General features: G+C 46.4%; 20 protein-coding genes and 4 tRNA genes. 15 read left to right on the top strand and 9 right to left on the bottom strand.

From position 1 onward, the window contains the following. Nucleotides 1-23: 23 nt before the first annotated feature. Nucleotides 24-1367 (bottom strand): N-succinylarginine dihydrolase, encoded by a 1344-nt coding sequence (astB, locus tag NJR55_RS09465; protein WP_253619860.1) that lies wholly within the window; start codon nt 1365-1367, stop codon nt 24-26. Nucleotides 1368-1662: 295 nt separating this feature from the next. Here astB and topA point away from each other — a divergent pair, with 295 nt between their 5' ends. Then, nucleotides 1663-4281 (top strand): type I DNA topoisomerase, encoded by a 2619-nt coding sequence (topA, locus tag NJR55_RS09460; protein ID WP_253619717.1) that lies wholly within the window; start codon nt 1663-1665, stop codon nt 4279-4281. A 111-nt stretch (nt 4282-4392) separates the two neighbouring features. Then, nucleotides 4393-5127: a TadE family protein gene (locus NJR55_RS09455; protein WP_253619716.1), complete on the top strand. Its 735-nt coding sequence runs from the start codon at nt 4393-4395 to the stop codon at nt 5125-5127. Between the two features lie 3 nt (nt 5128-5130). Here the strand turns inward: NJR55_RS09455 and folD are convergent, their stop codons facing one another. Together folD and NJR55_RS09445 are read right to left on the bottom strand one after the other, a co-directional pair. Then, a complete protein-coding gene (folD, locus tag NJR55_RS09450) occupies nt 5131-5991 on the bottom strand; it encodes a bifunctional methylenetetrahydrofolate dehydrogenase/methenyltetrahydrofolate cyclohydrolase FolD (RefSeq protein ID WP_253619715.1) in 861 nt (286 codons plus the stop codon). 88 nt (nt 5992-6079) lie between these two features. Continuing rightward, the gene (locus NJR55_RS09445) at nt 6080-6259 is read right to left on the bottom strand and encodes a hypothetical protein (protein ID WP_253619714.1); all 180 of its coding nucleotides are present in this window, start codon (nt 6257-6259) and stop codon (nt 6080-6082) included. Between NJR55_RS09445 and NJR55_RS09440 the strand changes: the two genes are divergently transcribed. From NJR55_RS09440 to NJR55_RS09390, 11 genes are all read left to right on the top strand, one after another. After that, a tRNA-Pro gene (locus NJR55_RS09440) sits at nt 6232-6308 on the top strand. The two genes, NJR55_RS09445 and NJR55_RS09440, sit on opposite strands and share 28 nt — an antisense overlap. 28 nt (nt 6309-6336) lie before the next feature. Further along, nucleotides 6337-6413, top strand: a tRNA-Arg gene (locus NJR55_RS09435). A gap of 26 nt (nt 6414-6439) precedes the next feature. After that, nucleotides 6440-6515, top strand: a tRNA-His gene (locus NJR55_RS09430). 27 nt (nt 6516-6542) lie between these two features. Then, nucleotides 6543-6619 (top strand) — tRNA-Pro (locus NJR55_RS09425). A gap of 99 nt (nt 6620-6718) precedes the next feature. Then, nucleotides 6719-6946, top strand: coding sequence for a hypothetical protein (locus NJR55_RS09420; RefSeq protein ID WP_253619713.1), 228 nt, complete (start codon nt 6719-6721; stop codon nt 6944-6946). A 181-nt stretch (nt 6947-7127) separates the two neighbouring features. After that, nucleotides 7128-8429, top strand: a complete 1302-nt coding sequence (tig, locus tag NJR55_RS09415; RefSeq protein ID WP_253619712.1) for a trigger factor — start codon at nt 7128-7130, stop codon at nt 8427-8429. Nucleotides 8430-8528: 99 nt separating this feature from the next. Next, a complete protein-coding gene (clpP, locus tag NJR55_RS09410) occupies nt 8529-9149 on the top strand; it encodes an ATP-dependent Clp endopeptidase proteolytic subunit ClpP (RefSeq protein ID WP_011234256.1) in 621 nt (206 codons plus the stop codon). A 28-nt stretch (nt 9150-9177) separates the two neighbouring features. Beyond that, nucleotides 9178-10449: an ATP-dependent protease ATP-binding subunit ClpX gene (clpX, locus tag NJR55_RS09405; RefSeq protein WP_253619711.1), complete on the top strand. Its 1272-nt coding sequence runs from the start codon at nt 9178-9180 to the stop codon at nt 10447-10449. Nucleotides 10450-10570: 121 nt separating this feature from the next. Further along, the gene (gene lon / locus NJR55_RS09400; RefSeq protein ID WP_253619710.1) at nt 10571-12895 is read left to right on the top strand and encodes an endopeptidase La; all 2325 of its coding nucleotides are present in this window, start codon (nt 10571-10573) and stop codon (nt 12893-12895) included. 305 nt (nt 12896-13200) lie between these two features. Beyond that, nucleotides 13201-13473, top strand: a complete 273-nt coding sequence (hupB, locus tag NJR55_RS09395) for a nucleoid-associated protein HU-beta (RefSeq protein WP_011234253.1) — start codon at nt 13201-13203, stop codon at nt 13471-13473. A 153-nt stretch (nt 13474-13626) separates the two neighbouring features. Next, nucleotides 13627-15495 (top strand): SurA N-terminal domain-containing protein, encoded by a 1869-nt coding sequence (locus NJR55_RS09390; protein ID WP_253619709.1) that lies wholly within the window; start codon nt 13627-13629, stop codon nt 15493-15495. 73 nt (nt 15496-15568) lie between these two features. Here NJR55_RS09390 and NJR55_RS09385 read toward each other — a convergent pair whose 3' ends face one another. Genes NJR55_RS09385 through NJR55_RS09360 form a run of 6 tightly spaced genes read right to left on the bottom strand, consistent with a single transcriptional unit; the run spans nt 15569 to nt 22492 of the window. After that, nucleotides 15569-17296 (bottom strand): BatD family protein, encoded by a 1728-nt coding sequence (locus NJR55_RS09385; protein ID WP_253619708.1) that lies wholly within the window; start codon nt 17294-17296, stop codon nt 15569-15571. Beyond that, entirely contained in the window at nt 17290-19128 is a 1839-nt protein-coding gene (locus NJR55_RS09380; protein WP_253619707.1) for a VWA domain-containing protein, read from the bottom strand. The genes NJR55_RS09385 and NJR55_RS09380 overlap by 7 nt, the downstream gene beginning before the upstream one ends. Beyond that, nucleotides 19125-20108 carry a vWA domain-containing protein gene (locus NJR55_RS09375; protein WP_253619706.1) on the bottom strand — a complete coding sequence of 328 codons (984 nt, stop codon included), beginning with the start codon at nt 20106-20108 and terminating at the stop codon, nt 19125-19127. The genes NJR55_RS09380 and NJR55_RS09375 overlap by 4 nt, the downstream gene beginning before the upstream one ends. Continuing rightward, nucleotides 20101-20577 (bottom strand): DUF4381 domain-containing protein, encoded by a 477-nt coding sequence (locus tag NJR55_RS09370; protein WP_253619705.1) that lies wholly within the window; start codon nt 20575-20577, stop codon nt 20101-20103. Before NJR55_RS09370 ends, NJR55_RS09375 begins: the two co-directional genes overlap by 8 nt. Beyond that, on the bottom strand, nt 20577-21536 hold the full coding sequence (locus NJR55_RS09365; protein WP_253619704.1) for a DUF58 domain-containing protein: 960 nt from the start codon (nt 21534-21536) through the stop codon (nt 20577-20579). Before NJR55_RS09365 ends, NJR55_RS09370 begins: the two co-directional genes overlap by 1 nt. After that, the gene (locus NJR55_RS09360; protein ID WP_253619703.1) at nt 21536-22492 is read right to left on the bottom strand and encodes an AAA family ATPase; all 957 of its coding nucleotides are present in this window, start codon (nt 22490-22492) and stop codon (nt 21536-21538) included. The genes NJR55_RS09365 and NJR55_RS09360 overlap by 1 nt, the downstream gene beginning before the upstream one ends. Before the next feature lie 211 nt (nt 22493-22703). Here NJR55_RS09360 and fadI point away from each other — a divergent pair, with 211 nt between their 5' ends. Together fadI and fadJ are read left to right on the top strand one after the other, a co-directional pair. Then, the gene (gene fadI / locus NJR55_RS09355; protein ID WP_253619702.1) at nt 22704-24014 is read left to right on the top strand and encodes an acetyl-CoA C-acyltransferase FadI; all 1311 of its coding nucleotides are present in this window, start codon (nt 22704-22706) and stop codon (nt 24012-24014) included. Next, complete coding sequence (gene fadJ / locus NJR55_RS09350) at nt 24014-26140, top strand: fatty acid oxidation complex subunit alpha FadJ (protein ID WP_253619701.1); 2127 nt, start codon at nt 24014-24016, stop codon at nt 26138-26140. The genes fadI and fadJ overlap by 1 nt, the downstream gene beginning before the upstream one ends. The last annotated feature ends 14 nt before the right edge of the window (nt 26141-26154 follow it).

Here is a 26154-nt window from a genome sequence, read left to right as displayed (position 1 = left end):
ATAAAAGACTGAGCGCGGGGCGCTCAGTCTTGCTGGAATGGATACACCGAACCCAGCTTCATAATTTGTGTTAACTCATCAAGTGCCGTACGCGACTCTTCCAATAGCGCCGGGTCACGTAAGTCATCAACTGCTAATTCATCACGGTAATGCTTCTCTACCCACTTATTCAAACGATTAAATAACCCATCAGACATTAGGCAATTCTGGTTTGCACCCGCTATTTCTTCATCGTTTAAAGCAACACGTAAACGCAGACAGGCTGGGCCACCGCCGTTGCGCATACTCTGCTTCACATCAAAGTATTCAACCCGCTTAATTGGGCTGTCAGCGCTTTGCGTTAACTGTTCAAGATACGAACGGACATTGTCGTTTTCCTGACACTCTGTGGGCGCGATAATGGTCATTTGGCCATCGGGCGGTGTAATTAACTGAGTATTGAATAAATAGGTATTTACTGCATCCTGAATGCTAACTTGTTCTGTAGCAACTTTAATGAAATGTAGCGGATGTTCGCCGAATTTACGTTGAATTTCTGCTAATTTCGACTCTGTATCTGTAAAAGCCTGCTCGTGATAAAAAAGCACATTCTGGTTGCCGACCGCGATAACATCATTATGGAATACGCCCTGATCGATAACATCGGGGTTTTGTTGAATGTAAACGGTGTTATCTTCACTTAAACCATGCAACCGGGCAATTGCTTGAGAGGCTTCCAGTGTTTGTCTTGCCGGGAAGCGTTTGGGGGCCGGTTTGGAGCTGTCGAAGGCATAACGGCCAAAGACGAAAAGCTCAATTCCGGCATGACCATATTCACGACACAGGCGAGTGTGGTTCGCGGCACCTTCGTCACCAAAGTGTTCGTTATCCGGCAGGTGAGTGTGATGCTCAAAATAACGACCATTATTGAACATTGCCTGCAGAATACGGCCACTGGTTTGTGGTTCTAATGACCGGTGAAACTTATTGGTCAGATTCGCCGGAGTAAAATGCACTTTTCCATTAGCTGTGTCCGCACTGGGCGACACCGTCGCGGCATTGGCTGTCCACATACTGGAAGCGGAACAAACGGCCTGAAATATTGCAGGTGCTTCGGTTGCTGCACGGTACAACACCTCGGAATCGGTACCATGGAAGCCCAGGCGACGTAATGCAAAAATATCCGGGCGTTCCTGTGGGGCTAACACGCCTTGCTTCATTCCCATATCGTGCAAGGCTTTCATTTTTTTAAGGCCTTGCAGGGCAGCATGTTTGGGGCTGGATGTTGCTTTTGCATTAGCTAAAGAGGCAACGTTGCCGAACGACAGTCCAGCGTAATTATGAGTTGGGCCAACCAAACCGTCATAGTTGACTTCGAAGTGTTGCATGCTCACTTTTCGATACTCCCCGCACGTGTTGTGCACCTGAAAATAGAAACTTAATGCCATTATACTGTTTTAAAACTGCCTTGAAAGCCTTTATTTTTCTGGACTTTGGCTTGCTAATGTAATTGTGACTGTTTATTTAACTTGTGCGAATTTTTATCAAATAATTCAGTTGCGGTTGTTTCTGCAGACAATAACCGATATACCTAAAAAAGGCCGCTAAAGAGCAATTGCACTTGTAATTGTTACTGTTAGCACGTATATACACGGTCATCTACAACAAGAGAACGATTATTCTATGGCAAAATCGCTCGTCATTGTCGAGTCTCCGGCAAAAGCCAAAACGATTAATAAGTATTTAGGTAAGGACTTTGTCGTTAAGTCCAGCGTTGGTCATGTCCGTGATCTACCTACCCGTGCCACTGAGACAATAAAGAGTAAGCCGGCTGCGGAAGTACGCAAAATGTCGCCGGATGCTAAGGCAAAATACCAGAAAGAACGTGATTATAAGCGACTGATTGCTCGTATGGGGGTTGACCCGGAAAATGACTGGGAAGCGCATTACGAAGTTTTGCAGGGAAAAGAAAAAGTCGTTAAAGAGCTAAAGCAGTTAGCCAAAAAGTCAGATGAAATTATTCTGGCAACGGATTTGGACCGCGAGGGAGAGGCGATAGCCTGGCACTTGCGGGAACTTATTGGTGGTGATGACTCGCGTTATAAACGCGTGGTGTTTAACGAAATTACTAAGAAAGCCATTCAAGAAGCTTTTCAACATCCGGCAGAGCTGAACACCGACCGGGTTAATGCACAGCAGACCCGACGTTTCCTGGATCGAGTCGTTGGTTTTATGGTGTCGCCCCTGTTGTGGAAGAAAATCGCACGAGGGTTGTCAGCAGGACGTGTTCAATCCGTTGCTGTAAGGCTTGTGGTTGAACGTGAACGTGAAATTAAAGCCTTTGTACCGGAAGAGTACTGGGACGTCCATGCGGACTTAAATACGCCTGCGGACGAGTCTTTGCGCATGCAGGTGATGAAGCAGGCAGGTAAGAACTTCCGTCCGTCCAATAAACAGGAAACGGACGCGGCTTTAGCGTTACTGAAAAAAGCCGGCTATGAAATTACCGGGCGTGAAGATAAGCCAACGTCCAGCAAACCCAGTGCGCCTTTTATTACCTCGACTCTGCAGCAAGCCGCCAGTACCCGATTAGGCTTTGGTGTTAAAAAAACCATGATGATGGCTCAGCGTTTGTATGAAGCGGGTCATATTACATATATGCGTACCGACTCAACCAATTTAAGTTCTGAAGCTGTCGATGCCTGTCGTGAATTAATTACCAAGGATTTCGGTAAAGACTATTTACCGGATGCTCCTGTTCGCTATGGTGCAAAAAGTAATGCGCAGGAAGCCCACGAGGCGATACGTCCGTCAGATGTGAAGGTTAAATCCGAATCTTTATCTTCTGTTGAGCGAGATGCGCAACGTTTGTATGAGCTTATCTGGCGTCAATTTGTGGCCTGCCAAATGGTACCAGCTCGTTACGACAGTACCACCTTGACGGCAACCGCCGGCGATTTTGAATTGAAAGCTCGCGGACGCGTTATGCGGTTTGCCGGTTGGACTAAGGTGATGCCTCCGGCCAGCAGTAAAAAAGACGGTGATGCGACCTTGCCCGATGTTAAAAAAGGCGATGCATTGCAGCTTGAGAAACTGAATCCGGAACAACACTTTACTAAGCCACCTGCGCGTTATGGTGAGGCTTCTTTAGTCAAAGAACTGGAGAAAAGGGGCATTGGTCGCCCATCAACTTATGCTTCAATTATTTCTACCATTCAGGATCGCGGTTATGTTCGGGTTGAGAGTCGTCGGTTCTTTGCGGAAAAAATGGGTGAAATTGTCAATGATCGATTAATTGAGAACTTCACTGAGTTAATGAACTATAACTTTACGGCGGAAATGGAACAGGCTCTGGATGATATTGCCGCCGGAAAACGTGACTGGAAAGAGACTCTGGATAAGTTTTATGCCGACTTTAAAGAGCGCCTGGAAAAAGCAGAACTGGAACCTACTGAGGGCGGTATGCGTGAGAACAGCATGGTTCTTACCGATATTGACTGCCCTGAATGTGGTCGAAAAATGGGAATAAGAACGGCTTCCACGGGCGTATTCCTTGGTTGTTCTGGTTATAACCTGCCGCCCAAAGAACGTTGTACTAAAACGCTTAATCTGACACCGGGCGAAGAAGCTATAGAGGTGACTGACGAAGAAGAGCGCGAAACTGAAGCGCTGCGGGCCAAAAAACGTTGTCCTAAATGCGGCACCGCAATGGACAGTTACCTTATTGACGAAAAACGTAAGTTACACGTTTGTGGTAATAACCCGACATGTGACGGGCAACTGGTTGAAGAGGGCACTTTCCGCATTAAAGGCTATGACGGGCCCACTATTGAATGCGATAAGTGCGGTTCTGAAATGCAGTTAAAAACGGGACGCTTTGGTAAGTACTTTGGCTGCACTAACAGTGAATGTAAAAACACCCGGAAATTACTGCGAAGTGGAGAAGCTGCGCCACCGAAAGAAGACCCGGTGCCGTTACCCGAGTTGCCATGTGAAGAGTCGGATGCTTACTTTGTGCTAAGAGACGGTGCCTCCGGTATTTTCCTGTCGGCCAATACCTTCCCTAAATCGAGAGAAACTCGGGCAGTTACGGTAAAAGAACTGGCTCAGTTTAAAGATCGTTTACCGGAAAAATTCAAGTACCTAGCGGAAGCCCCGAAAGAAGATGATGACGGTAATGATGCTATTGTTCGTTTTTCAAGAAAAAACAAAGAACAGTACGTTGTAACTGAAATTAAGAAGAAACAAACAGGATGGAAGGCTTTCTACCGTAATGGTAAATGGCAGGTTGAGGATAAGTAGCTAAAAACTTACGGGCAAACACTCAATTTGCCAATAGTTAAAATATATCAGCTGGACTAACATAGTGCCGTGTCTATTGAAGGACACGGCACACCGGACACGGAGGTCCTCATGTTATTGTCTCGCTTGAGCATAACACTTCCCGCTGCTTTTCTAGCAGCGGGTTTTTCTTTTCTGAACCCCGTTAAAATACTGAAAAAACAATCCGGGCAGGCGAGTGTTGAATTGCTGGTCGTCTGGCCTGTTATCGTTGCTTGCGTTTTTACTTTTGTTCAGGCTCTTTTTATTTGGTGGGCGCAGCAAACACTCACGGTAGCGAATCAGTACGCAGTGAGAGCGGGAAGTCTTAGCCATGGTAACAATAATGCCATGGTGAACACGCTGGCGGCAGGAATGGCCGGTTTAAAACCACAACTGAACATAGATAACAAAATAGCCGCCGCAGCTGAGGCTATAGCTAAACAGCGACTGCACTTCTCACGGTTTGGACAATTAAAGGTTCTGTCCCCCAGTACTGATGACTTTCGACAGTTTTCCGACTGGCGCTGGGATCACGAATTGCAAAAAGATGTATTGGAAATTTCGGTCGATCATTATCATGCCCGGGCTGGTGATAATGCCTCCGAGGAATGGCATCAGGCACGCGTCTTGGTTATTGAGACTTATTGGTGCCTGCCGCTGGAAATTCCAATTGCTGCTGATTTTCTGGCGGCAACACAGAGTTTACTCTCAGATTCAAAAGCCGCGACTTACTGTGCAGGCCGCGGTACTTTATTCGATAAGCCTTTGTGGGGGTTATCGAACACCGCTCAACATGTCATGTTAAGCGGCTACCGAAAGCAATAACATCTAACGTGCGTCGTGATAGTCAACACAGGCCTGCAATGTGTTCTCAATTAATGAAGCCACAGTCATGGGGCCAACCCCACCGGGAACAGGCGTTATCCAGCCAGCTCTCTCGGCAGCGACAGAGAATTCAACGTCACCGGTTAACCGGCCGTCGGGCAGGCGATTCATTCCTACATCTATGACGATGGCGCCAGGCTTAATCCATTCACCGGGAATGAATTCCGCCTTGCCTACTGCGACGACGACGATATCGGCACGCTTTACATGATCAGATAAGTCTTTGGTAAAGCGATGACACACGGTTGTTGTTGCTCCGGCCAATAATAATTCCAGACTCATTGGACGACCAACAATATTCGATGCCCCGACAACCACGGCGTTTAATCCATGTAAGTCGACATGCGTGTGTTCTAACAGTGTCATAATGCCTTTAGGAGTGCAGGGGCGCAAAGCCGGGATGCGTTGGGACAAGCGTCCGATATTGAAAGGATGGAAACCGTCGACATCTTTATCCGGGCGAATTCGTTCTAAAATTGGTGTGGCATCCAGACCTGCAGGCAATGGAAGCTGAACTAAAATGCCATCTACGGCGTCGTCATCGTTCAGCTCTTCAATGAGCTTCTCAAGTTCGTTTTGTGTTGTGGTTATTGGTAAGTCGTAATCAAACGAGCGAAAACCAACGTCTTCACAGGCACGGCGCTTGTTGCCCACGTAAACTTCTGAAGCGGCGTCGCTTCCGACCAGGACAACAGCTAGCCCCGGTGCCCGTAATCCGGAATCAATACGTTCTTTTACTTGCTGTTTAACCGCTTGGCGAACAGTGGCAGCGATGGTTTTACCATCGATAATTTGAGCTGGCATAATGACGTTCCCAAAGATGAGAGAATTCAAGGTGATATATGCGCTGTATTGTAACTTTTTTCTGCCCTGAATGTCACCGGTTGTTGGTTTAGTCGTCAGGTTGTTGCAAAAGTAGCCAGTCGGCACCGATAACCGAAAAAAAGTTTGACGGGTCAGTCTTCAGCAGGTAATATTCGCCACCGTTGTCGACCAGCAATAGCGTTTTTAAAAGCTGCGTATGACACGGCTTTCGGAGAAATTCGGCGATTAGCGCAGTTTGGTAGCGCACTTGGTTTGGGTCCAAGGGGTCGCAGGTTCAAATCCTGCATCGCCGACCATTCTCTTGACGGTTTATTGGTTCGATATGCGCCCGTAGCTCAGTTGGATAGAGCAACGGCCTTCTAAGCCGTGGGTCGCAGGTTCGAATCCTGCCGGGTGCGCCATAACGCGCCAAAGAAATCACTCAGTGGTGGGTGTAGCTCAGTTGGTAGAGCCCCGGATTGTGATTCCGGTTGTCGTGGGTTCAAGTCCCATCATCCACCCCATTTCTTTTGAAGTAACATCCTGTATTTCGGCGATTAGCGCAGTTTGGTAGCGCACTTGGTTTGGGTCCAAGGGGTCGCAGGTTCAAATCCTGCATCGCCGACCATTACACTAATTCCCCTTTTTCTTTTCAGCCACTACTGCTACATTTATCTAATACTTAATCAAAAGATTTTGTTGTTAATCCTTGGCTGGAGCTATTGTTATGGACTTTAAGAAAAGTTTAAAGAATCCCGCTGAAGCGTTCGATTCTCCGCAAGACGTGGCAAATGATCCTGAGCTTTCAAATGCGCAGAAAATCGAAGTGCTGACGCAGTGGCGTTATGATGAACTGGAAACCGAAGTCGCCGATCAAGAAAACATGGCCGGGGACAAACCGGATAAACTGGGCGAAATCAACAATCTACTCCTTAAGCTTAAAGACAAATCTTAGTTATTTTTCCTTCCGTTAAAGTGAAGCCTAAAAATTGCCGCTCGGGGGCTCGACTCCGGGCGGTCACCTCGCTATAATGCTGCGTCATTTTTAAAGGTCAACGCCGTTGCCGTATCTCATTTTTTATAATGATAAGTTGATGCGAGTAACATTCATTGATTGAAACCGAGGTAATGAAGCAATGCAGGTTTCTGTAGAGACAACTCAAGGTTTAGAACGTCGCGTGACTGTTACAGTCCCGGCAGATACAATTGATAGCGAAGTAAAACGCTTATTAAAAGAAGAATATCGCCATCGTCGTGTGAATGGTTTCCGCAAAGGAAAAATTCCACCAAACGTATTACAGAAGTTGTTTGGTCGCGAAGCCCGTTCACGTGCAGCGTCAAGTGTCATGCAAAGTAAGTACTTTGAAGCTGTTATGCAGGAAAAATTGAACCCTGCTGGCGCACCTGCAATTGAACCTAAAGTCAATGAGCCAGGTAAAGATCTTGAGTTCACGGCTACGTTCGAAGTGTATCCAGAAGTAGAAGTACAGAACCTGGACAAAGTAAAAGTTGAAAAGCCTGCTGTTGAAGTCACTGATAAAGACGTCGACAACATGCTGGAAACGTTGCAGAAACAACACGCTGACTGGAAAGAAGTTAAGCGTAAATCCAAAAAAGGTGACCGTGTCACTATGGATTTTGTTGGTTCTATTGACGGTGAAGAATTTGAAGGCGGTAAAGCTGACGACTTCGCACTAGAACTGGGCGAAGGTCGTATGATTCCTGGATTTGAAGATCAAATCAAAGGAATTAAAGCGGGCGAAGAAAAGACTATCGAAGTCACTTTCCCGGAAGACTACCACGCTGAAAACCTGAAAGGTAAAGAAGCGCAATTCGTGGTAACTGCTAAGAAAGTTGAAGCACGTGACCTGCCTGAGCTAAACGATGAGTTCGTTGCATTGTTTGGTGTGAAAGAAGGCGGCGTTGAAGCGTTGAAAGAAGAAGTTCGCAAAAACATGGAACGCGAGCTGAAAAACGCAGTGAAAGCAAAAGTTAAAGAACAAGTACTGAAGGGTATTGTTGAAAACAACGACGTTGAATTGCCTAAATCAATGATCGACCAGGAAATTGACCAGTTGCGTAAGCAAGCTGCTCAACGTTTTGGTGGTAATGTTGAACAAATGCCTGACTTACCGGCTGAGCTGTTCGAAGAACAAGCGAAAGAGCGTGTTAAAGTTGGTTTGTTATTAGGTGAAGTGATTCGTGGTAACGAGCTTAAAGCCGATGATAAGAAAGTTGATGAAATCATCGCAACGGCAGCTTCTGCTTATGAAGACCCGCAGGAAGTTGTGGAATACTATAAGTCAAACAACGATATGATGCAGCAAGTTCGCAACTTAGCGTTGGAAGAGCAAGCAATTGAATTCGTGTTGGAAAAAGCCGCGGTTAAAGATAAAAAAGCGAGCTTTGATGACATCATGAATCCGAAGCAGCAGTAATCTCGTGTAACGGAATCCTTGACGGGTCCCGCTACAGCTTGGTTTAATGGCTCGTATGACCTCATACGAGCCATTTTTATTTCAGGAGCTTTATAAAACATGTCGAGCGATATTCAGGATCCAATGGCACAGCTAGTCCCTATGGTCGTCGAGCAGACTTCGAAAGGTGAGCGCTCTTACGACATCTATTCACGTCTCTTAAAAGAACGTGTCATTTTTTGTTGTGGTCAGGTAGAAGACCACATGGCCAATCTCATTGTGGCTCAGCTATTGTTTTTAGAATCAGATAATCCTGATAAAGACATTTACCTTTACATTAACTCGCCTGGTGGCGTAGTGACAGCTGGTATGGCTATTTACGATACCATGCGCTTTATTAAGCCGGATGTTAGCACCGTATGTATGGGACAAGCGGCCAGTATGGGCGCGTTCTTATTAGCTGGTGGTGCGCAGGGTAAGCGTTACTGTCTGCCAAACTCCCGGGTCATGATTCATCAGCCGTTAGGTGGATTCCAGGGACAAGCGTCAGATTTTGAAATTCATGCGAAACAAATTTTGGATCTTAAAGAGCGCTTAAACCGTATGTTAGCGGAGAACACAGGTCAGGATTACGAGAAAGTGGCCAGAGACACCGATCGCGATCACTTTTTATCGGCAGAAGAGTCAATCGATTACGGCCTGGTTGATGGTATTTTACGTCAGCGTGGCGAAGAGTCCTGAGTTGGCGCAGAGCAGTTAGGAGAAAAGCATGACGGATCAGTCCAAAGGTGACGGCGATAAGCCGCTATATTGCACTTTTTGTGGCAAAAGTCAGCACGAAGTTAAGAAGCTTATTGCGGGACCGTCCGTGTTCATTTGTGATGAATGCGTTGAGCTGTGCAATGACATTCTAAAAGAAGAAATTCATCAACTGTCTCCGGTTCCGGATCAGGATGAGTTGCCTGTGCCAAAAGCTATTCGTAAGCATTTGGACGACTATGTTATTGGTCAGGATCGCGCCAAAAAGGTGCTCTCAGTAGCCGTATATAATCACTATAAGCGCTTACGCGGTTCAGCGAACCAGGAAGTTGAGCTTGGCAAAAGTAACATCCTGTTAATTGGCCCGACAGGCTCAGGGAAAACCTTCCTGGCTGAAACCTTAGCACGTTATTTGGATGTGCCGTTTACTATGGCGGATGCAACAACGTTAACCGAAGCGGGTTATGTTGGCGAAGACGTTGAAAACATTATTCAAAAACTTTTACAGAAGTGTGATTACGACGTTGAGAAAGCAGAGCGCGGCATTGTCTATATTGATGAAATTGATAAGATTTCACGTAAGTCTGACAACCCGTCGATTACTCGCGATGTCAGTGGCGAAGGTGTTCAGCAGGCCTTGCTGAAACTGATTGAAGGAACGGTTGCGTCGGTACCACCTCAAGGTGGCCGTAAGCATCCTCAACAAGAGTTTTTGCAAGTCGACACATCAAAAATTCTGTTTATTTGTGGTGGTGCTTTTGCCGGCTTGAATAAAGTTATCGAGCAACGCTTGTCTACCGGAACCGGTATTGGTTTTGGCGCAGAAGTGAAGAGTAAGACGCAAAGTGAAGAAGGGGCAATTATTGCTAAAGTGGAGCCGGAAGACTTGGTTCGCTATGGCCTGATTCCTGAATTCATCGGTCGCTTACCGGTTGTCGCCACCTTAGATGAGCTCGACGAAGAAGCACTGATTGAAATTTTGCGTGAGCCAAAAAATGCGTTAACCAAACAGTATTCAGCTTTGTTTGAAATGGAAGACGTTGAGTTGGAGTTTCGTGAAGACGCTTTAAGAGCTATCGCGAAAAAAGCCATGGCTCGCAAAACAGGTGCTCGTGGTCTACGTTCCATTGTTGAAGGTGTTCTGCTGGGCACTATGTATGAACTGCCTTCTATTGAAGGGGTCGCGAAAGTTGTGGTGGATGAGTCGGTAATCGCTGGTGAATCCGATCCTATTCTAATTTACGCGAATCAGCAGAAAAATAAGCAGGCTTCGGGCGAATAATCCGAAACTGTATTAAAAGTGTTCAAAAAAGGGCCGGAAAGGCCCTTTTTTTCTGTCAAGGATTGAACTTTCAGGTAAAGACCGCATATTACAAAGTAAACCTAGGTCGGGAGAGAATTTAATGAGCGAAGAGCGCACCGAACAATTAACGATGCCGGTTCTGCCGTTGAGAGATGTTGTGGTATACCCGCATATGGTGATACCACTGTTTGTCGGTCGGGAAAAGTCGATTCGATGCTTACAAGCTGCTATGGATGAAGATAAACAAGTTTTTCTGGCGGCTCAGAAAGACGCTTCTGTGGATGAACCTACTACTGAGGATATTTATCAGGTAGGTACAGTTGCAACGGTGTTACAGCTACTGAAGCTACCCGATGGCACCGTTAAAGTGCTGGTTGAAGGTAAGCAGCGGGCACAGCTGGATGAATTGCAGGATAACGAAGAATACTTCCAGGCCAGCATTCATTATCTGGCAGCGGAAGAGCTGCCGGAAAAAGAAGAAGAGATTCTTATTCGTTCGGCACTGAATCAGTTCGAGGGCTATGTAAAGCTAAATAAGAAGATACCACCGGAAGTACTGACGTCTTTGTCTGGCATTGAAGACGGTGATCGCTTAGCGGACACTATGGCTGCTCATATGCCGCTGAAACTTGCAGAAAAGCAGGCCATTCTTGAAATTACTGACATTCGGGAGCGCATCGAACACCTGATGGCTCTGATGGAAGGTGAAATTGATATTCTGCAAGTAGAAAAGCGTATTCGTAGTCGTGTTAAAAAGCAGATGGAAAAAAGCCAGCGCGAATATTATTTGAATGAGCAAATGAAAGCCATTCAGAAAGAGCTGGGTGAAACCGAAGATGGCGTCGATGAATTTGAGCAGTTACAGAAGAAAATCGATGACGCTAAGATGCCGGCTGAAGCGAAGAAAAAGACCGAAGCCGAGCTACAAAAATTGAAAATGATGTCACCCATGTCAGCGGAAGCAACAGTCGTACGCGGCTATATCGACTGGATGGTATCGGTTCCATGGAAAAAGCGTTCGCGCATTAAGAAAGATTTAGCTCACGCTGAAAAAGTTTTAGATGCTGACCACTACGGATTAGAGAAAGTTAAAGAACGTATTATCGAGTACCTGGCGGTCCAACAACGAACCACCAAAGTGAAAGGTGCGATCCTTTGTTTAGTGGGCCCTCCTGGTGTAGGTAAAACGTCGCTGGGACAGTCGATAGCCAAGGCGACGGGGCGTGAGTATGTGCGTATGGCTCTGGGGGGCGTACGCGATGAAGCAGAAATACGGGGTCACCGTCGTACTTATATTGGCTCTATGCCGGGTAAACTGATCCAAAAAATGTCAAAAGTTGGCGTTCGTAATCCACTGTTTCTGTTAGACGAAATTGACAAAATGTCGGCTGATATGCGCGGTGACCCTGCTTCAGCATTGCTTGAAGTATTGGATCCGGAGCAAAACGTTAATTTCAATGACCATTATCTTGAAGTCGATTATGACCTGTCAGATGTCATGTTTGTGGCGACATCTAATAGTATGAATATTCCGGCACCATTATTAGACCGTATGGAAGTGATTCGCTTGTCGGGTTACACCGAAGAAGAGAAGTTGAATATTGCGAAGCGACATTTGTTAACCAAGCAAATTGGCCGTAACGGTTTAAAAGAAAATGAAATAACGGTTCAGGACAGCGCAATTATTGGCATTATCCGCTATTACACACGCGAAGCCGGAGTGCGTAATCTTGAGCGTGAGTTATCGCGCCTGTGTCGTAAATCGGTTAAGCAAATTTTGCTGGATAAGTCGATAAAGCATGTTGAGATTACCGGTGACAACCTGAGCGACTATCTGGGCGTGCAACGTTTTGATTACGGCAAAGCCGAAGAAGCTAATCAGGTGGGGCAGGTTACGGGCCTGGCCTGGACTGAAGTTGGTGGTGACTTACTGACTATCGAAGCAACTAACGTCGCTGGTAAAGGAAAGACAACCACCACAGGTTCTTTGGGTGATGTTATGCAGGAGTCGATTCAGACGGCTCTGACAGTGGTTCGTAGCCGTGCTGACAAGCTGGGCATTGCGGACGACTTCCATGAAAAACGCGATATTCACGTGCATGTGCCAGAAGGCGCAACACCGAAAGATGGGCCTAGTGCAGGTATTGCTATGGTGACCGCTATGGTGTCGTCTTTAACCGGTAAACCTGTTCGTTCTGATGTAGCAATGACGGGCGAAATTACGTTGCGCGGTGAAGTGCTGGCCATTGGTGGTTTAAAAGAGAAATTGCTGGCTGCGCACCGTGGCGGAATTAAGCATGTGTTAATTCCTAAAGAAAATGAACGCGACTTAAAAGAAATTGCTGATAACGTAAAAGAAGATTTAGTGATTCAACCGGTAAAATGGATTGATGAAGTATTAGATGTTGCTTTGGTTAAGGAGTAACCAGCAATATAATACTAAAGTCATATTCAAGCACTAGAATGCGGTCTGCGGATGAGAAATCATGCCTCAGACCGCATTTTTTCGTTAAAAAGTGAGTAAAAAGGGTTTTCAATCTAAAAGACTGTGGTAGCCTAGAGTTTATAGCTGATTCACATGTATGACATACGAACAGCTGGATAGGAAAGCCATTTGGACTTAATGGTGCTTGAACAATTAAATCAAGCTTGATATAACCGTTCTGGCCCATTTTAAAATCCGAATGGAACCACGGAAACTTGATAATAACAATCTAAGGGGATGATACTGTGAACAAGTCTCAGCTTATTGACAAAATCGCGGCAGGTGCAGATATTTCTAAGGCTGCTGCTGGTCGTGCTCTGGACTCTATGATCGATGCAGTAACTGATGCTCTAAAAAAAGATGACCAAGTCGCATTAGTTGGCTTCGGTACGTTTAGCGTGCGTGAGCGTTCTGCTCGTACTGGTCGTAACCCTCAAACGGGTGAGACTATTCAGATCGCTGCTGCTAAAGTTCCTTCTTTTAAAGCAGGTAAAGCACTGAAAGACGCAGTAAATTAATTAAAGCGCATTAGCGCTTTTTTTAAAGAATAATAATAGTAGCCCGAGGTTTATAAAACCTCGGGTTATTTTTTTGTATGAATGGTGAGTTTTAAGACGAATCACCTTATAATGTGACGTTGTTTATTCAGGTTAAATAAGGAAAGCCTTATTATGTTAGAGCGGATTCGGGAAGGCTCGCAGAGTTATACTGCTAAGGCCATTCTTGTGTTAATCATTCTAACTTTTGCATTAGCTGGTGTTGGTGGTTATATCACTAGTGACACAGAAGATGCTGTCGCAAAAGTTAATGGAGAAGAAATTCCTCGTAGTGACTACGATCGTGCTTATGAAAACGAGCGTAGCCGCTTGCAAGAGCAGTTCGGTGATATGTTTTCTGCTATTACTTCCGATCCAGATTACATGCGTAATTTACGCAGTGGGGTATTAGAGCAACTCATCGAACAAGAGCTTTTAGTACAATACGCTGAAGATAACGGGATGAGAGTGGGTCCTGAGCAGGTAAAATCTGCAATCCGTGATATTTCTCAATTTCGTACAGCAGGACAATTTGATAACGATGTCTACCTGATGGCTTTGCGTAATGCGGGTTATAGCCCCGAAGCTTTCGCAAAAGTGATGCAACAGGATATGACCCGAAATCAGTTACTACGAGGCTTGTCTGCGACCGCGTTCGTGCTTGAACCTGAAGCTATTGCCTTTATGCGCTTACAAAGCCAATCGCGTTCAGGCGGCTTTTTGCTGGCTAGCAATGAGAGTTTCGAAGAGCAGGTAGAGATTGCGGAACAGGATATTGAAAATTTCTATCAGCAAAATCAAGATATGTTCCGGACTCAGGAAAAACTCAGCGTCGCCTATGTCGAGCTTTCTTTAGCTGCTGTTGAATCGGAAGTCGAAATTTCAGACGAAGAAGTACGCCAATATTACGATGAGCGTCAGCAGCAATATTCGACTGAAGAAGAGCGCCGTGTTTCTCATATTCTGATCGAGTTCGATACTGATAACGCTAAAAAGAAAGCTGAAGAAGCGCTTGCTGAACTTGAACAAGGTGCCGACTTCTCGGAGGTAGCGCAAACATATTCAGATGATACTTTCTCAGCTGAGCAGGGCGGAGATCTAGGTTGGATAGAAGCCGGAATGATGGATGAAGATTTCGATGCCTCCGTTTTTGAGTTAGAAAATGTTGGTGATTTATCAGACGTTGTTGAAACGAGCTTTGGTTACCACATTATTAAACTTACTGATTTACGCGAAGGTTCAGTCACACCATTTAGCGAAGTGAAAGACGAAGTGCGTCAGCAGTTGTTAACCGAAAAGGCAGAAGATCGCTATTTTGAGAAACAGCAGAAACTAGCGGAAATTAGTTTTGAGCAACCTGACACGTTGGAGCCCGCGGCTGAAGAAATTGGAGTCACTGTACGCCGTTCCGATTTATTCACTCGTGACAGAGCCCCAACGCCCCTGAGCGACGATGTTGTTCTTAACAACTTATTCTCAGAGCAGCTAATTAAAGAGAAGTTGAACAGTGATATTATTGAAACTTCGGATGATCGGTCACTGGTAGTGCGTGTAACTGAGCATCAACCGGTGCGAGTAAAAGAGCTGGACGAAGTTCGTGAAAAAATAGTGTCCGAACTGCGTGTAGAAAAAGCTCAGCAATTAGCGCTTGAGCAGGCGAAAGAATGGATGCAAGCCTGGAAAGCGGGTGAAGAGGTGAGCGACGAAATTGTCTGGGTAGACAGCATCCAGCGTAACAATGGTGAGTACCCAAGAACTATCGTACGTGAGCTATTCTCAATGTCTCCTTCAGCAAACGATGAGAGCGTCTTTAACACGGTTGCGTTACCGAATGGAGATGCTGCTGTGGTTGCATTGACCGAAGTTTCTCCAGGAAGTCCTGATGACAGCCAACTTGACGAGTTAAAGAGTCAGATGCGGAATCGTCAGGCTCAGGTTATGTTGCAAGCCTTCATTAATAACTTAAAAGCGGACGCAGATATAAAACGTTTATCAACTCCGTAGAAGTTAATATCGCAAAAAAGGCTCAGACCGTGACAAGTCTGAGCCTTTTTTTATTTCTATTGTAGTGAGTTTATCAGTTATTGCTGTACAAATTTGGCAACACGTCTTTAGTTGTTGTTATATTTTTTTTAGCTTCTATAGAGGCCTTAACGTCTTTATAGAGCGTTTTCCCCTCCTGCCATGAGGTAGCCCTAGGCTGATAAAGACTTTGTTGCAAGCTTGAACATGCCTTCTCTATTGATAGGTATTGAGACAGCTCAGTTATGCTATTAAAGGAGCGTTCAAAATAACGGTTTGCCCACTTCAGCAAAGACTCTTTTGCTTCTTGTGCGTTATTGTTACGGCAGGCTAGCTGAAACTCTCTCCATAATTTGTCTTTGTTTAGATTGCGAGATTTATCTTCTGCTGTTTCGCGCGTCGAAACTTTGCTCTTAGAGTTAGTGCCTCGACTCCAGAGAAGGTATGCGTTCAGTATAATTGAAACAACCAGTACTAGTGCGAGCAAGCTAATTATCCAGATATTCCATTCAACTGAGTGGGTTTTCGTCTCAGTTTGAGTTACTTTCTCATCATTTAGGGGGGGCTCTTCAGAAGCCTTAGCTTCGGCATTATTACTTGTCTTGGGAATAGACTGCATGCCATCACCCATTGCGACAGAAAAGTTTAGCTCTTTGGTTATCGCCGATGCAGGTTTGCCTGTTTTGGTATTAAACCAAGGAATGCTTAGTGCCGGAATTCTTAATGGCCCAGGCTGATTAGGGACGACCGCGAAGCTTATTGTTTTTTGAGAAATAATAACGCCGTTGCGACTAAATTGATCCGTCTCATCGCCATCCGGATAAATTCTTACCGTATCGGGAAAACTTGGGCGAACATCTGGTAGCTGCTCTGGTTTTACACCAACAGCGGTCAGCATGTAGGAAATAGTGAAAGGTTCACCTACGGTATAAGTCTCTTGCTCAGGCGAAACAGATTGAGAAATACTGACAAGCTCGCTGGGTAACCAATGACCTTGCCAATTATCGGGGACGGGCTGTACTTCAACCTCGATAGTTTCAGCGATGGTGCTGACAGGTTGTGTGTTGGAGAACGAAGAAAAGATAGAGCGCTGTCCCTGAGTGAAAACCTCGCCGTCGAAACGTGCGCCTGCAATACTTAAAGAACCTGACTTGCTTGGCGTTATTTGATAAACACGCTGATAAACTTTATAGCGACGACCATTGACCATTTCAGTGCTTTCTTCGTCCCGGCCAATTTGCTGAATGTCGGCGTTTTCTGCTTCAGGCGGTATTAAGTTTCCTTTGTTCAAATCGGCCGCAAGAAATAGCCGTGCAACATAAGTGATAGGCTGTTGCAAATAGACTTGCTGATTGTCTACGCGAGCTTCCAGAAAAGCGATTTTCTGTTCGTTATCCTGGTTGTTGCCGGGTTCCAGAACTTGCAATGAAATAGGAGCCGACGAGGCGCCACCTATACTAATTGCAGGGATTTTATATTCTCCGGCAGATTGGGGAATAAGCACGGTTGTAAAGCGCGTCTGTTTGCTAAGCTTCCCGTTAATGATTGATGTCTGGCGACTGACCGATGTTCTGCCTACAACGAAGTCTTTTAATAGCTCAGATGGCGAAAAGCTGTCGTTAGCAACATCGTCATCAACGGTTATCGTTAATACGAAGGATTCGTTCGCCGTAACCGGATTACGATCGACCGTAGCAGTAACCTCAGAGACATCGGCGTGAGCAAGCTGGCTCACAAGTAAAAAGCTCATCAATAAGATAATGTGTCGCCATACTCTTACCATTTTTTATCGTCTCCCTGGGGTTCTGAGGTTCTGCGCTGACGCCGTTTCTGGCTCTCCAGAAGCATTTTATTACGTAGCAGTATACTTGGGTCATCCGGCACCCGGTTCATCCACTGCTCCAGTTGTTGGGCTTTTTCAGGGTCAATCTCGCCCTCGCGCACCTTCTGTTGAAGTAGTTCGCTGGATTCCTCTTGGCTTTCTGGGCTTGCGTCCTGGCGTTGCTGCTCCTGAGTTTCTTCTTGAGAAGGCTCCTGCTCCTGTTCTTTTTGTTCCGCATCCGGCTTTCCGTCCTGCTGACCCCTTTCATCAGGATTAGGGGGCCCATCACTGTTATTGGGCTGATTACTTTGTTGCTCCTCGCCGTCACCACTTTGCTCAGAATTCTTATCCGATTCGTTTTTATCAGAATCTGACTCCTCGGAGGATTCGTCTGAACCGCCGGAGTCTTCTGATTTCTGCTGTTGCTTCAATTGCTCAACGAGTTGCTTATTTTCGGCTGCCTGGGACCAGTCAGGGCGTTGCTCTAAAGCGTTGTCGTAAGCTTCTATTGCCGCATCGTATTGTTGCTGGTGAGCCAGTGCATTACCTAAATTATATTGCGCCTCTGCCGAATCGTCTTGAGAAAAGGCTTCGGCGGCGGCTTCATAGTCACCATCGCGATACAGAGCTGCCCCCTGACGGAACGGAGTTCTACTGAGGTTAGCCGCCCGCTGATATTCTTCTTCCTGATACAAACGCTGTGCGCGTTGCTCCTGATTCAGTAGTTGTTTCTCCCAGACGGACTCCTGTTCAGCATGAGCACTTGGAGTGAAGCCGATTAAAGGCAATAACATAGAGATTAACAAAGGGCTTAGCAGGCTGCCCCGACGCCAGCTGAACAACATAATAGGCAAGATAAAGAGTGCAACGTAAGGGCCCATATCACGCCATGCGTCTCCTTGTTGTTGTTCATCACCGTCTTTACCTTCACGCGTCAATGGTGCCTGGTTTATCAGTTTATCAATATCGCTATTGTCGGCGGTTACTGATGAGAAGGCTCCTCCCGTAATAGAAGCCAGATCAGATAATCGCGAAGGATAAGTTTTGGCAATAATGACCTGATTGTTGTCTTTTAACAAACGGCCTGAGCTATCGCGAATTGCAGCACCTTCTTCAGTACCAACCGCCAGAATAGAAACCCTATGATCGATAGAGCGCAAATAACCACTGAGTTGGTTGAGTTCGCTACTACTAATACCGTCGGTAAGCCAGTATATATCGCCCTGAGGATAGCCGGCATTCTTTAATAAGTCGTCAGCCAGCTTCAGAGCTAACAGAGGTTCACTGCCTTGCGCCGGCATAATATCGGGTGACAGTGAAGGGATTAAATTTATTAAATTACGGTTATCGGCAGTAAGCGGACTGATGATAAAAGCATCGTCGGCGTAAGCAATAAGACCGGTATCACCATCAAGTCCTGCCCGGACCAAATCAATGGCTTTGTATCTCATTCTGGTTAAACGGTTAGGCGCTATATCATCGGCTAAAACCGATGGCGACATGTCCATAATCACAACCTGTCCCGATTCAAGCTGGTAAACCGGTTGTGGCAGTCGTTCCCAGGTTGGCCCGCAAAGAGCTAATGTTGCCAGAATTGAAATTAACAGAAAGCGGTGGGCTGGCCAAAGGGATGGTTGTGTCCCTGACTTCACCAATACTTTTGAGAGATGTCCGGGGAGCCATTGATGCCATCCGGCCTGATGTTTCTGACTGTAGAGTAAACGCCAATACAGCAGTGCGACTGGAACTAGTGCCAGTAACCACCAGGGACGCAATAAGTGAAATTCGCTCATGAACGTCTCCCCCATGGACGATAATGCAACAAGGCTACCGCAATAAACAGAAGAAAACTGATTGCCAATGGCCAGTAAAATAAACTCACTCGAGGTCTCAATTGCTGAGGGTCGCCAGCAATAGGCTCCAGTTTGTCCAGGCGTTGATAAATTTCTTCGAGCTCATTGGTGCTGCGAGCGCGGAAGTACTTACCACCAGTTTGTTTAGCGATACTTTGCATTAAAGGTACGTCGAGGTCGCGGCTTGGATTAACTCTTCGTTGTCCGAAAAAGCTATCAACTACTACTTCTTCAGCACCGACCGCAATAGGATATATCGTTACATCGTAAGCCTGAGCCAGTTCAAGTGCCTGCTCAGGAGTCAGGTTACCGGCTGTGTTTTGACCATCGGTTAGTAATACCAGTACCCGGTTTGACTCCTCGTCGTCGCGAAAGCGCTTCACAGACAAAGCAATAGCATCTCCTATCGCGGTGCGTTCGCCAACTAAGCCGAGTACAGATTCATTAAGCATCTGTTTTACGGTGTTGCGGTCGTAAGTCATGGGGGTCTGTAAATAAGCCGTGTCTGCAAATAGAATCAGTCCGAGCCTGTCACCTTCGCGACGTTCAATAAAATCGCTCAAAACGTGCTTAACCGTAGTTAGACGGTTCACTGAGCGGCCTTCCAGTTGCATATCTGCAATTTCCATACTGCCGGATAAGTCTACAGCCAGCATAATTTCTCGTCCCTCAGCCCGAATTGCTAGCGGCTCGCCCAACCATTGAGGCCTTGCCACTGCAGCGACCAGCATGATCCAGCATAAACCCATCAGCGGTAATAATAACCAGCGTTTACCAGAGCTCTGACTGCCGCTAACTAAGCCGTAAGTACTGGGAAGGCGTATAGCCGAGCTATTTTTACGTACGGCCGGAAACCATTTCCAGATAATTGCGGGTAAGGGCAGTAGGCAAAACATCCATGGCCAGGCAAATTCAAACATCTTCGGCTCCGGGTTGTTTGCTCAAATCTTTACTCAGCCACAGGCGAGCGAGTTCGTAGTAGTGTTGATTAAAGTTCTTATCAGCAATGCCATAAAAGTTCTTATTAGCTTCACTAAGCAAGGGCTCATACGTTGCCTTTTCCTTTTCTGACAGAGGAGTGAGCAAAAAACTTATCCATTGGTGACTGTGTTTTTCCGCAACGAGTTCTCTGGGATAATAAGCCAGCGCGGTGCGCTTAAGTATCACCGTAAGCTCTTCGATGCTTATGTTTCTGTTTTGTTGTAACTGCCGGATCGCGATTTTGCGCACGCGCGACTGCTGTCGACGCCGAACTAACCAAAAAATAAATAAAGCAATGCCAGCCAGTAGCGCAACGGCAATAGCAATTGTCGGCCAGGAAGGCGGCCACCAATTCGCTGCTCCCGGCTCAACAATATCATTAAGATTATTTAGTGACGGTTGCTGCATTATTTTACCTCTGCCCATTGCTGTTCCAATGGTAAGGCACTGGATATTGGTGTTAAAGACAACTTCCGCTTCCTGAATTCTTGCTGAATACTATTCCAGCGAAGTTCGGCGGCATTCTGGTATGTTTTTCTTTGCTGTTGGTCTGCGAGGTTTATACTAACTTGTTGCTGACCATCGGTAATTGCCAGCGGATGCGACGAGTACCCCTGAGGTAACTCATGCTCCATAGGGTCGTAAAGCCCAAAACAACGAACTGAATTATGCTGGGAAAGTACGCGCAAACCATCCAGAAAGCGTTCGCTGGCGTTATAGAAATCGCTGATAACATGAATGCTGCTGCCGGGCTTAACCAGTTGTCGTATCCGCTTTAAATTATCGTCCAGCGTGTTTTGTTGCTGTTTTTGCTTGTTTTGCCAACGGGTCAGGCTGTCATTATGAACTTCCAGAAGTGCATGACATAAACGTAAAACGCCTTTTTGCCGGGCTATAGGTTTTAACTCCTGATGTTGCCAGCCGTTGCCAATGAGTCCACCAATACGGTCGCCTTTGTGTTGTGCCTGCCAGGCCAGTGCCGCGGCTAAATGACAGGCCTGAACAGATTTGAACACAAATTGGCTGCCAAAAAGCTGAGTCAGAGATAAGTCCACCCAAATAAATACCGGGCGTTCTTTTTCTTCGCGATAGAGCTTAGTATGAGCTTTACCGGTTCGCGCGGTTACCCGCCAGTCAATGGAGCGGATATCATCACCCGGCTGGTAATGCCGTACCTCATCAAACTCCATTCCGCGACCACGGCTTTTGCTTAGCAAGGGGCCGGTCTGGCTTGAGCGTGGAAGACTTTTATGATGGCGCGCAAAAGCATTGATCTTGCTGCGATAATAAAGAAGTTCCTGAATACCGGGACTGACTCCATCGCAGTGCAACTGCTTAAGCCATTGTTCAACTTCAGTTCTTAACATTATGGTGCCGGTACAAGTTTCAGTATCGTATCAAGAACCTGATCATGTGATACGCCGTCGGCTTCTGCCTGATAACTTAAAATAATCCGGTGGCGTAAAGCGTTGTGGAAAACACTAATGATATCGTCAGGTGTTACAAAGTCACGACCATCTAACCAGGCTTTAGCTCTGGCGCAGCGCTCCAACGCTATAGTAGCACGAGGGCTGGCGCCATAGCCTATCCATTGTGCTAAATTCTGGTCGTAGCGTTGCGGCTGACGTGTGGCGATAATCAGTTGAACCAGATAGTTCTCGACAGCTTCATCTAAGTACAACTGCAAAACTTCGTGACGTGCGTCGAATAGCTGCTTTTGTGTTAACGGAGTAGGTATATCGAGATCACCTGATAAGGCTTCCCCCCGGGTTAGACGCAGAATTTGCTGTTCAGTATCGGCATCCGGATAGTCGAGTTTTAAATGCAATAGAAAACGATCCAGTTGGGCCTCAGGAAGTGGGTAGGTTCCTTCCTGCTCCAGAGGGTTCTGTGTTGCTAGTACCATGAAAAGATCAGAAAGCGGGTAGCTACGTTGACCAACAGTAATTTGCCGTTCTGCCATAGCTTCCAGTAAAGCTGACTGAACTTTTGCTGGGGCCCGGTTAATTTCATCGGCCAGAATTAAATTATGGAACAAAGGGCCTTGTTGAAACTCAAACTGTCCAGTTTCGGGACGAAAAATGTCGGTACCGGTTAAATCGGCAGGCAATAAGTCGGGAGTGAATTGCACCCGATGGAAGTCACCTTCAATACCTTTTGCTAAAGCTTGTACTGCACGGGTTTTAGCCAGGCCGGGAGGGCCCTCTACCAGCAGGTGGCCGTCAGCCAATACGGCAATTAAAAGGTTTTGAGTGAAGTCCGGCTGTCCAAGCACTTGCCGATTCAGGTAATTTTGTAGCTTTTGAAACGCTGTCGCGGTCATGTTTACTCCAGGCTGTCGTTATCGGCGAAAACTGACTATGCTGTCAGTACTGCATAGCAATGACAGCAACAATGCTGTCTTTGTTCCGAAATTTCAATCTATACAGCATACTTTACCGAAAACGGTGGTTTTAATCTGCTCTATTACGGGCTAGAATTTGTAACATAATTTGTGGTCAGACCAGTATTGGTTTTTGAATTGAGGATTTATTATGACAGCAGCACAACGCTTGCTAACCATAAATGGCGAAAGAATTGCCTTTGTGGCGGGTATAAGAACACCATTTGCGAAACAAGCAACGGACTTTCACGGCATACCCGCAGTCGACTTAGGTAAAATGGTTGTTCAGGAATTAGTGAATAAAACCGGTATTGATGGTGACTGGGTTGAGCAACTGGTGTTTGGTCAGGTTGTGCAAATGCCGGAAGCGCCTAACATTGCCCGTGAAATAGTATTGGGCACCAGTTTGCCCGTTGGTACCGATGCTTACAGTGTATCCCGCGCGTGTGCTACTAGCTTTCAGTCGGCGGTTAATATTGCCGAAGCTATGGTGGCTGGACACATTCGTGGCGGCATAGCTGGTGGTGCCGACTCGTCTTCGGTATTACCTATTGGTGTCAGTAAACGTCTGGCACGTGCATTAGTCGATTTAAATAAAGCAAAAACATTAGGACAACGGTTTTCTATATTGAAGCGCTTAGGGTTTAAAGACTTATTGCCTGTACCACCGGCTGTGGCTGAATACAGCACCGGGCTAAGCATGGGGCAAACGGCGGAACAAATGGCGAAAACGCATAACATTAGCCGTGCCGACCAGGACGAGCTAACGGTAAGATCGCACCAAAAGGCTCATGCTGCATGGGAAGCTGGTTGGCTAAGTGACGAAGTGATGACTGCCTACCCTGAGCCTTATAAAAAGCATTTGAGTCGCGATAATAATATCCGTGGCGACAGTCAGATAGAAAAACTAGCGAAATTAAAACCCGTATTTGATCGCAAGCATGGTTCAGTGACTGCAGCAAACAGCACACCGTTAACGGACGGGGCTTCCGCCGTCATGATGATGACCGAAAGCCGCGCGAAAGAACTTGGTCTGCCGGTACTCGGCTACTTACGCAGTTATGCGTTTGCTGCCTTACAGGTGGAAGAAGATATGCTGATGGGGCCTTCCTATTCGACACCGGTTGCTTTAGACCGTGCCGGTATGAGCTTAAACGATTTAGACCTTATTGATATGCACGAGGCCTTTGCAGCGCAAACCTTAGCGAATATGAAAATGTTTGCCAGCGACAAGTTTGCGCAAGAGAAGCTGGGGCGTGATAAAGCGATTGGTGAAATCGATATGGATAAATTTAATGTACTGGGCGGCTCCATTGCTTATGGTCATCCATTTGCCGCCACCGGTACCCGAATGATTACACAGACTTTGAATGAATTGCGCCGTCGCGGTGGTGGTGTCGGTTTAACAACCGCTTGTGCCGCCGGTGGCCTGGGTGCAGCAATGATTGTGGAGACAGAATAATGAGTCAGGATAAAGCATTCACTATGGAAGTTAGGGACGACGGCGTCGCCGTAATTATGATTGATGTCCCTGGTGAGTCGATGAATACCTTAAAAGACTCATTTGCTGAAGAAGTTGGCAGTTTGATGAATCGTTTAGAAAGCGATGATTCTGTCAAGGGAGTGGTTTTTATCAGTGGTAAGTCAGGTTCCTTTATTGCCGGTGCTGATATCAACATGATAGACGGTTGTGAGAATGCCGTGGACGCAGAAAGTCTGGCGCGAAAAGGGCAGGCTATGTTTGATCGCATCGAGCAGTTAAATGTACCTGTGGTTGCCGCTATTAACGGAGCTTGCCTGGGCGGTGGACTGGAACTGGCCATGGCGTGTCATGTGCGGGTTTGTACCGAAAACAGCAAGACAGCTCTGGGCTTACCTGAAGTAAAATTAGGCTTGTTACCGGGTAGTGGTGGTACTCAACGTCTGCCTGAACTGGTTGGTGTTCAGCAAGGGTTGACGATGATCCTTACTGGTAAAGAACTGCGTGCTAAACAGGCTTTGAAAGCAGGGCTCGTTACCGAGGTTGTGCCTCAAAGCATATTGTTGGATGTTGCCGTTGAGCACGCGTTAAAACGTAAACCAAAAGCAACTAAGCCACCACTTAAGGGTATCAGCAAAGTGCTGGAGGCGACCAAGTTTGGCCGTGACATTATCTTTAAAAAGGCCAGTGAGCAGGCGCAGAAGAAAGCTCAGGGCAATTACCCTGCAATTGATAAAATCATTCAGACGGTACGCGAAGGTGTGGAGCGCGGCCGCGAAGCTGGCTTAGACAAGGAAGCCCGCAGCTTTGGTGAACTGGCGATGACGCCGGAATCTTATCAGCTGCGCCAGATTTTCTTCGCCACCACAGAAATGAAAAAAGAAACCGGTGCCGATGGTGTTAAACCCGATACGGTTAAACGGGTTGGCGTTTTAGGTGGTGGATTGATGGGTGGCGGCATTGCCTATGTTACGGCGGCTAAAGCAGGCATTCCTGCGCGCATCAAGGATATCGCTGAGGACGGAATTCGGCATGCGTTGCATTACAGTTACGAGCGTTTAGATAAAAAAGTGAAGCGTCGTCATATGCGTCGCGCCGAGCTTGAAAAGACCATGCTGATGTTAAGCGGCTCGCTTGATTACAGCGGCTTTGAGCGTACCGATGTGGTTATTGAAGCAGTATTTGAAGACCTTAACCTGAAGCAAAAAATGGTTGCTGACGTGGAAGAGCACGCCGCCGAGTCGACCATTTTTGCAACTAATACGAGTTCGTTGCCTATTACTCAAATAGCGGCTACAGCCAAGCGCCCGGAACAGGTTATTGGCCTCCACTATTTTTCTCCGGTGGATAAAATGCCGTTGGCAGAAATTATTACCCACCCTGGGACCTCAGATAAGACCATAGCCACAACGGTGTCTCTGGCTAAGAAGCAGGGCAAAACTCCGATAGTGGTAAAAGATGGTGCCGGATTCTACGTTAACCGTATTCTTGCACCTTACATGAATGAAGCGGCACGCTTGTTGTTAGCCGGAGAACCTATAGAGCATTTAGATAAAACTCTGGTGAAATTTGGTTTCCCGGTGGGTCCAATTACTTTACTGGATGAGGTTGGTATTGATGTTGCTGCAAAAGTGGCTCCGGTATTAGTGAAAGAGCTGGGTAATCGCTTTGAAGCGCCTGAAGCTTTTGAGAAGCTGATTGACGACGACCGCAAAGGTAAGAAAAACCAAAAAGGCTTTTATCAATATGGAAAGGGTGTAAAGGGCAAACCGGTAGACACTTCAGTGTATTCTTTGCTGGATATTGATCCGAACGAGAACAAGTCTGCGGACGAAATTATTGATATCTGTTTATTGCCCATGCTGAATGAAGCTGCTTACTGTTTACAGGAAGAGATTATCCGCAGTCCTCGCGACGGTGATATTGGTGCAATTTTTGGTATCGGTTTCCCACCTTTCCTTGGCGGACCATTCCGTTATATGGACAGCCAGGGGCTTGAAACCATAGTGAATAAGCTAGAGAAGCTGGCAGCAGAGCGTGGCGAACGATACACACCTGCGCCTTTGTTGAAGCAAATGCTGGAAAATGGCTGGAATTTTTATCAATAGCCTTTATTAATAAC

Source organism: Idiomarina rhizosphaerae (assembly GCF_024159085.1).
GTDB lineage: Bacteria > Pseudomonadota > Gammaproteobacteria > Enterobacterales > Alteromonadaceae > Idiomarina > Idiomarina rhizosphaerae.
The sequence above is the reverse complement of the archived record's forward strand: the minus strand, read 5'-3'. Positions and strand labels throughout refer to the sequence as shown.